General features: G+C 69.1%; 8 protein-coding genes and 1 pseudogene. 7 read left to right on the forward strand and 2 right to left on the reverse strand.

Annotated features, from left to right (window positions below):
* Together ACK42S_RS12820 and zapE are read left to right on the forward strand one after the other, a co-directional pair.
* A partial coding sequence (locus ACK42S_RS12820; protein WP_409708042.1) for an FAD-dependent oxidoreductase occupies positions 1–547 on the forward strand: 547 nt, incomplete at its 5' end.
* Between the two features lie 69 nt (positions 548–616).
* The gene (gene zapE, locus ACK42S_RS12825; RefSeq protein ID WP_409708045.1) at positions 617–1,717 is read left to right on the forward strand and encodes a cell division protein ZapE; all 1,101 of its coding nucleotides are present in this window, start codon (positions 617–619) and stop codon (positions 1,715–1,717) included.
* 43 nt (positions 1,718–1,760) lie between these two features.
* Here zapE and ACK42S_RS12830 read toward each other — a convergent pair whose 3' ends face one another.
* Positions 1,761–2,528: a PP2C family protein-serine/threonine phosphatase gene (locus tag ACK42S_RS12830; RefSeq protein WP_409708048.1), complete on the reverse strand. Its 768-nt coding sequence runs from the start codon at positions 2,526–2,528 to the stop codon at positions 1,761–1,763.
* A 78-nt stretch (positions 2,529–2,606) separates the two neighbouring features.
* Between ACK42S_RS12830 and ACK42S_RS12835 the strand changes: the two genes are divergently transcribed.
* Positions 2,607–2,810 (forward strand): DUF465 domain-containing protein, encoded by a 204-nt coding sequence (locus ACK42S_RS12835; protein WP_409657569.1) that lies wholly within the window; start codon positions 2,607–2,609, stop codon positions 2,808–2,810.
* Positions 2,811–2,852: 42 nt separating this feature from the next.
* Positions 2,853–4,853: an ATP-dependent DNA helicase gene (locus ACK42S_RS12840; protein WP_409708051.1), complete on the forward strand. Its 2,001-nt coding sequence runs from the start codon at positions 2,853–2,855 to the stop codon at positions 4,851–4,853.
* Positions 4,854–4,880: 27 nt separating this feature from the next.
* On the opposite strand, the gene ACK42S_RS12845 is transcribed toward ACK42S_RS12840, so the two are convergent.
* Positions 4,881–5,672 (reverse strand): outer membrane protein assembly factor BamD, encoded by a 792-nt coding sequence (locus tag ACK42S_RS12845; RefSeq protein WP_409708054.1) that lies wholly within the window; start codon positions 5,670–5,672, stop codon positions 4,881–4,883.
* 68 nt (positions 5,673–5,740) lie between these two features.
* On the opposite strand from ACK42S_RS12845, the gene ACK42S_RS12850 reads away from it, so the two are divergent.
* The 3 genes and pseudogenes from ACK42S_RS12850 to ACK42S_RS12860 all read left to right on the forward strand — a co-directional run.
* A complete protein-coding gene (locus ACK42S_RS12850; RefSeq protein ID WP_409708057.1) occupies positions 5,741–6,784 on the forward strand; it encodes an RluA family pseudouridine synthase in 1,044 nt (347 codons plus the stop codon).
* A gap of 203 nt (positions 6,785–6,987) precedes the next feature.
* A complete protein-coding gene (gene scpB, locus ACK42S_RS12855; protein ID WP_409708060.1) occupies positions 6,988–7,848 on the forward strand; it encodes an SMC-Scp complex subunit ScpB in 861 nt (286 codons plus the stop codon).
* Positions 7,838–8,042, forward strand: a pseudogene (locus ACK42S_RS12860) (23S rRNA pseudouridylate synthase B); the annotation flags it as partial. The gene scpB and the pseudogene ACK42S_RS12860, both read left to right, overlap by 11 nt.

Raw genomic sequence — 8,042 nt, forward strand, 5'->3', positions numbered from 1 at the left:
GGGCCTGAAGCTCGACGAACGCGGCGCCATCGTGGTGGATGACGACTGCCGGACCAACCTGCCCAACGTCTGGGCGGTGGGCGACGTGGTGCGCGGCCCCATGCTGGCCCACAAGGCCGAGGAAGAGGGTGTGGCCGTGGCCGAACGCATCGCCGGCCAGCACGGGCACGTCAACTTCAACACCATCCCCTGGGTCATCTACACCAGCCCCGAGATCGCCTGGGTGGGCCAGACCGAGCAGCAGCTCAAAGCGGCAGGCCGGGCCTACAAGGCCGGCACCTTCCCCTTCATGGCCAACGGCCGCGCGCGGGCCCTGGGCGACACCACCGGGATGGTCAAGTTCCTGGCCGATGCCAAGACGGACGAGATCCTGGGCGTGCACATCGTCGGACCGTTTGCCTCCGAACTGATCGCCGAAGCCGTGGTGGCCATGGAGTTCAAGGCCAGTGCCGAGGACATCGCCCGCATCTGCCATGCGCATCCCTCGCTGTCCGAGGCTACGAAGGAGGCAGCGCTGGCCGTGGACAAGCGCACCCTGAACTTCTGAGATCGAAGCACAGGCATGGCCCCAGGGCGACTTCACCGTCGCCCTTTTTCTTGAACATGCAGGACCGCCATGACGAGTGTCGCCCGGTTGTACGAAGACACGCTGAAGGCGCGCGGCTACCGCAGCGACCCCGCACAACTGCGCGCCGTGGCTGCCCTGCAGCGCTGTCAGGATGAATGGGCCGACTACAAGGCCCGGCGCTCGAACGCGCTGACCAAGCTGCTGCGTCGTCCCCCCCTCCCGAGGGGCGTGTACATGTATGGCGGGGTGGGGCGGGGCAAGAGCTTCCTGATGGACTGCTTCTTCCAGGCCGTGCCGCTCACGCGCAAGACCCGCTTGCACTTCCACGAGTTCATGCGCGAGGTGCACCGGGAACTGCAAGACCTCAAGGGCACGGTCAACCCGCTGGACGAACTGGGTCGCCGTATTGCGCGACGCTACCGCCTGATCTGCTTCGACGAGTTCCACGTTGCCGACGTGACGGATGCAATGATCCTGCATCGCCTGCTCGAAGCGCTCTTCAAGCACCGCGTCAGCATCGTCACCACCTCGAACTTCCACCCCGACGGGCTCTACCCCAACGGGCTGCATCGCGACCGTATCTTGCCGGCCATCGAGCTGCTCAAGCAGCACCTCGAGGTCATCAACGTCGACAACGGCACTGACTACCGGCAGCGTACGCTGGAGCATGTCAAGCTCTACCACTGCCCGCTGGGAGAGCAGGCCGATGCGCAGATGGCCCAGGCCTTCGAGGAGCTGGCCGAGGCGCGTGACGAGAGCCCCATTCTGCATATCGAGCAGCGCGAGATTCGCGCGCGACGGCGTGCCGGCGGGGTGGTGTGGTTCGACTTCCAGGAGCTGTGCGGCGGGCCACGCTCACAGAACGACTACCTGGAGCTGGCCTCGCAGTTCCACACCGTGCTGCTGTCCAACGTGCCGCACATGCCGGTGCGCATGGCCTCGCAAGCCCGGCGCTTCACCTGGTTGGTGGACGTGCTCTACGACCGCCGGGTGAAGCTCATCATGTCGGCCGAAGTGCCGCCGGAACAGCTTTACACCGAAGGCCCGCTGGCCCACGAGTTTCCGCGCACGGTTTCGCGTCTGAACGAAATGCAGTCCCGGGAATTCCTGTCGCTGCAGCGGCGCGAAGTCGACACGCGCCTGACCTGAATCCGGCGGGTCACGCAGGGGGAGGGCGCGCCGATTCCTCTCCTCAGGTCAGCAGGTCCACGCGCACCAGCGCCAGCGAGAGGTTGTCGCCACCGCCCCGTGCGCGCTGGCGAGCCTTGCTCACCAGCATCTCGCTGGCCTCGCGCGGAGGCAGGGTGTTGACGATGGCCCCGAGCTCACGCGGGGTGAAGTAATGCCACAAGCCGTCGCTGCAGGCCAGCAGCGAATCGCCGATCTCGAGCTGGTCGATGTGGTGCAGCGTGATCGGCGGGTCCTGGAACGTGCCCAGGCAGCCCGTGAGCAGGTTCGACTGCGGGTGGGTGTTGGCCTCTTCCTCGGTGATCTGCCCCTCGTCGACCAGGCGCTGCACGTACGAATGGTCCTTGGTGCGGCTGACCATGTCCGACCCGCGGAAGTGATAGACACGCGAATCTCCGGCATGGATCACGTCACATTCGCGGTTCGGGCTCACGAGGAAGGCGGCCACCGTGCTGTGCGGCTCCTCTTCGGCGGTGATGGCCGTCAGCTTGATCATCAGGTGCGATTCCAGCACGAGCTGCTTGAGCACGTCGCGTGCATCCTCGGTGGTGGGCGAGTAGCGGTCGAACAGCTGTCGGGCAGTGAGGACGACCTGGTCGGAAGCCTTGCGACCGCCGCTTTTGCCGCCCATGCCGTCGGCCACCACCGCCAGCATGCAGCCGGGCACGCGTGCATGGACCAGGATGTCCACCTGATCCTGCTGGTACATGCGGTCGCCCCGGTGGATGCCGGTGGCCGCGCTCAGGCGGTAACCCTTGGAAGATGTGCTCATGGGAAAAGGGCGTGGATAGACCAAAACTATAATCCAGCCATCTCGCGCTGCGCCGGGAAATTTCAACGGTGATGGGCCATGGATGAAAACCTGCACTCGCCTCAGCGTCGGCTGATCGAGTTGCGCATGGAACATGCCGATCTCGACAGCCTCATCGACGGCGCCGAATTCCAGACACCCCGTGACGAGCTCGCGCTGCGACGCCTCAAGAAACGCCGGCTCCTGCTGCGCGACCAGATCGCCCGCCTCGAGGCCGAACTCGACCCGCGGGAACCGGCCTGAGCCGTGGCGGCCGCAACGTGGCATCCCCCGGAAGGGGTGGCGATGAACCCGTCGGGCGCGCCGTCCGAAGATGCGCTCGTTGCCGCCACCCGCGAGGCCTTCGGGCCCCAGGGGTCGCTGGCCCGGGCCGATGCCGGCTTCCGCGAGCGCGAGATCCAGACGCGCTTGGCTGCGGCCATCGCCGAGGCCGTCGCGCACCGTCGGGTTCTGGTGGCCGAGGCCGGCACCGGGGTGGGCAAGACCTACGCCTACCTGGTGCCTGCACTGCTGTGCGGCGGGCGGGTGCTGGTGAGCACGGCCACCAAGAGCCTGCAGGATCAGCTTTTCCTGCGCGACCTGCCGCATGTGCGCGACGCCCTCGGCCTGCCACTGCGCACGGCGCTGCTCAAAGGCCGGGGTAGCTACCTGTGCCTGCACCGGCTGCAGCAGGCCCGGCACACCGCCCAGTGGCCCGACCGCGGCGCGGTACGCGCCCTGGCGCGCATCGAGCAGTGGGCCCAGGGCACGTCCACCGGCGATCTGGCCGAACTGCCCGGGCTGGATGACCGCTCGCCGGTGATTCCCCTGGTCACCTCCACCCGCGACAACTGCCTGGGCAGCGACTGCCCGAGCTACCGGGGCTGTCATGTGATGAATGCACGTCGCGAGGCCATGGCTGCGGACGTGGTGGTCGTCAACCACCATTTGTTCTTCGCCGACCTGGCCTTGCGTGAGACGGGCATGGCCGAACTACTGCCGACGGTGGATGTCGTGGTTTTCGACGAGGCCCACCAGTTGGCCGAGGCCGGTGTGCAGTTCCTCGGCGTTACCCTGGGCACGGCAGCGCTCATCGAACTGGCCCGCGACCTGTTGGCCGCCGGCCTGCAGCATGCGCGCGGCCTGCGCGACTGGCACACCCTGGCGGGTGGAATCGAGCGCGCAGCGCGCGAGTTGCGGCTGGCCGCTGCCGGGCCGCTGCACGATCTGCGCGGCCCCGTCAAGCTGCGCTGGCAGGAGCGGGCCGGACGCGACGCCTTCAATGGGGCCCTGCATGGCGTGGCGCAGGCGGCCGGCGCCGGTCAGGAGGCGGTGCTGGCGGTGGCCGGTGCGGCGCCGGACTTCACGCGGCTGGCCGAGCGGCTGGATCTCGTGGCCGAGCGTGCGCAGGCCTTTGCGCAGCCTGCACCGCCCGGGCGTGTGCGCTGGATCGACCTCGGCGCCCAGCAGGTGCGGCTGGTGGAGTCGCCGCTCGACATCCGCGAGACCCTGCGCGAGCAACTCGCATCCTCGCCCAAGGCCTGGGTCTTCACCTCGGCCACGCTGGGCGACGACGAGCGGCTGAGCTGGTTCACCGAACCGGCCGGCCTGGACGAAGCGACCGTCTTGCGCGTGGGCAGCCCCTTCGACTACCCGTCTCATGCCTGCGTCTACGTGCCGCGCCGCTTTCCCAGGCCCAATGAGCCGGGGCACCCGGCGGCCGTGGCCGCACTGGCCGGACGGCTCGCTGCGGCGCTGGGCGGGCGCAGCTTCGTGCTGACGACCACACTCAAAGCCCTGCAGCCGATCGCGCAGGCCCTGCGCGAGCAGTTCGAGGCCGAGGGCCGAGCCATCACCGTGCTGCGCCAGGGCGACGCCCCCAAGCGCCAGCTCATCCAGGACTTCCTGGCCCATCCGCAATCCGTGCTGGTGGGCTCCCAGAGCTTCTGGGAGGGCATCGACGTGCCCGGCGACGCCTTGCAGTGCGTGGTGATCGACAAGCTTCCGTTTCCGCCGCCGAACGACCCCCTCATCGAGGCCCGGGTGCGCCGCTTCGAGGCTGAAGGCCGCAGTGCCTTCAACGATCTGTTCGTGGCCGAGGCGGCCGTGGCGCTCAAGCAAGGGGCGGGTCGCCTCATCCGCACGGAAAGCGACCGCGGCCTGCTGGTCGTCTGTGATCCGCGCATGGCGACTATGGCCTACGGCCGCCGGCTGCGAGCGGCCCTGCCACCGATGCGCTGGCTCGACAGCGAGGACGACGCCCTGGCCTGGCTGATGGAGCTGGCCGCCTCGGCCCCAGCGTCCTGAGGAGCGCTCACACGCCTTTCAGGCGCTTCAGTTCAGGTGGCGGGTGCCGGCCTGGCCCAGGTAGATGCTTTGCGGAAAGTTTCTCTGCAGCACGCGCAGCGCATCGTCGCGCAGCTGGGGCAGGCCCAGCCGGTCGTAGCTTTGCGCCATCAGGTGCAAGGCCTCCTCGACTGCCGGCGACTGCTGGTAGTCGCGCACCGCGAGCTGGGCCCGGTTGGCGGCGGCCAGGTAGGCGCCGCGGCGGAAGTAGTACCGCGCGACATGCACTTCATACTGGGCGAGTGAGTTCACGATGAAGTTCATGCGCGCCTGGGCATCAGCGGCATAGACCGACTCGGGATAGAGATCGACCAGTTGGCGGAAGGCCTGGTAAGCCTCCTTCGAAGCCTGCTGGTCGCGCTCGGACAGGCTCTGCCGCGAGAAGCGACCGAACAGGCCGAGGTTGTCGTTGAAGTTGATCAGGCCCTTGAGGTAGAGGGCGTAGTCCGAGGCCGGGCTGGCCGGGTAGAGTTTCATGTAGCGCTCGATCGTGGCCAGGGCCTGGGCACGTTCGCCGCTGCGGTAGTAGGTGTGGGCCAGCTCGAGCAAGGCCTGCTGGGCCAGCAGGGTGCCTGCCGCGCGCCCTTCGAGGCGTTCGTAGAAGCGGATCGCACGCTCGTAGTTGCCGGCAGCCGCGTCGGCGCGGGCCTCTGAGTACACTCGCTCGGCGCTCATGCCGGCCGTCTCGTCCTTCGGGGTCGAGCTGCAGGCCGCCAGCAGGGCCGCACCGGCGAGAGCCAGCGCGCAACGCCGGGCCAACAAGGCAAAGTGAGTGTGCATCCCGGTTCCATCCGGCGCAGGCCGCGGGCCTGCGCTCGTTCCATATTCAGACAAAGCACGGATTCTATATGGCGCATGCCACCCCCCCATCCGAGAGGGACGCCTGTGCCGAGCGCCCGCACGAGACGGGCTCGGCCGACTTCCCGGACGACTTGCACGACGACGAGCGGATCGAGACCCGCGAGACCCTGATCGACGCTGCCGGTCATGGCCAGCGGCTGGACCGACTGCTCGTGGCCCTGGCGCCGGAGTTCTCGCGCACCTGGCTGCAGCAGTTGGTGGAGCAGGGAGCGGTGCAGCTCGACGGGCAGCCTGTGCGCCAACCCAGTCGCAAACTCAAGGCCGGCCAGCGGCTGCGGCTCGAGCTGCGCCCCACGCCGCAGAGTCAGGCCTTCCGGCCCGAGGCCATCGCCCTGTCCGTGGTCTACGAGGACGAGCATCTGCTGGTGATCGACAAGCCCGCCGGCCTGGTCGTGCACCCGGCGGCAGGCCATTGGTCCGGCACGCTGCTCAATGCCTTGCTGGCCCACCACGGGGGGGCTTCGGCCCTTCCGCGCGCCGGCATTGTGCACCGCCTGGACAAGGACACCAGCGGCCTGATGGTGGTGGGCAAGACGCTGGAGGCCGTGACGGCGCTCACGCGGGCCATCGCCGCGCGCAGCGTCCATCGCGAGTACCTGGCGCTGGTGCACGGCGAGATCCGGCAGCCGCAGGCGCTGGCCACCATCGACGCCCCGATCGCGCGCGATCCGCGCTCGCGTGTGCGCATGGCGGTGGTCGCCGACGGGCGGCACGCACGCACCGATGTGGCCCTCGTGGCCGTGGGAGCGGGCTGTTCCGCGGTGCGCTGTACCCTGCACACTGGACGCACCCATCAGATCCGGGTGCACTTGGCCTTTCGCGGGTTTCCGCTGGTCGGCGACAGCCTGTACGGGGGGCATGAGGCCCTGGGCCTGCAGCGACAGGCCCTGCATGCGTGGCGACTGCGTCTGGACCACCCCGTTCAGGCGCGGCCGCTGGCCTTCGAGGCGCCGGCGCCGGACGATTTCGCCCGGGCCTGGCGGTGCGTGGCGGGCGGACCACGGACTTCGCCGTCCACCGGGCTACAATAGGTTCAGACGCACATACCGCTGCCCGCCGCCCCGGAGCCTCCTCCAGGGGGCTGTGCCGGGCGAGGAGGGCGGCCGCGCACCCGGCGTGGCGATCCCCGCGGCGATCACTGGCATGGCTGGGCCCGTAGCGTCGCGGCAAGACGGCGCGGGCGGTGTCCCCACATGCAGACCGCCCGGTCCCGGACGAGGACGACAAACGGCCAATGAACACACAGGATGCAAAGCGCGTCCTCGAGACCGCGCTGATCTGCGCGCACCAGCCGCTGCCGCTGCGCGACATGCGGGCGCTCTTCAACGACGAGCTCGGCCCCGATACCCTGCGCATGCTGCTCGACGAACTGGCGCGTGACTGGGAGGGCCGCGGCGTGGAACTGGTGGCGGTGTCCACGGGCTGGCGCTTCCAGAGCCGGCCCGAGATGCGTGAGTACCTCGACCGCCTCAATCCCGAGAAGCCGCCCAAGTATTCCCGGGCCACGATGGAGACGCTGGCGATCATCGCCTACCGCCAGCCGGTCACGCGCGGCGACATCGAGGACATCCGCGGCGTGACGGTCAGCAGCCAGATCCTCAAACAGCTCGAGGACCGCGGCTGGATCGACACCATCGGCTATCGCGATGCACCCGGCCGGCCGGCGCTGTACGCCACCACCAAACAGTTTCTCGACGATCTGGGGCTGTCCTCGCTGGACCAGTTGCCGGCGCTCGACGGTGCTTCCCCCGCCACTGCGCCGTCCGAGGATCTGCCTCAGCAGTCCTCCCTGCTCGACGCGATCGAGACCGCCGCACAAGGGGAGGATCCGACCGCAGAACCCGGCCTGGTCGAGCAGGTCGAGCCGCCGGCACCGGCCGAAGGGGTCGACGGCCCGCCGCCGCACCGCCCCGAGGCGGTCGATCCGGTCGTACATGCCGAGGCGGCGGCGGCCGAGGTCCTGATCCACGATCCCCCCCTTGAAGGGCTTGCACCGGACGCTGCCTGGGAGGCCCCAGGCGACGCCCCGGCCCGGGCCCCGGCTGAACCTGATTCCGAATCCGACGCTGAACCTCTGTCGCGCCATGAACCCTGAAGCCAACGAAACCCCATCGCCCGAGTCCGTCCCGACCGTGCCGGCCGATGCCCCGGCCGCGGCCGCGCAGACCGCCGGGAAGCCCAAGCGGCGCAGCCCCCGCAAGCCCAATGCCGAGGTGTCCGTCACGCCGCCGAGTCCGTGCTGCGTTCGCTGTTCGCCGACCCGCACTACCGCGCCCACCTCGCCGCCCG

It is taken from the genome of Caldimonas sp., assembly GCF_046289365.1.
Classification (GTDB): domain Bacteria; phylum Pseudomonadota; class Gammaproteobacteria; order Burkholderiales; family Burkholderiaceae_C; genus Caldimonas.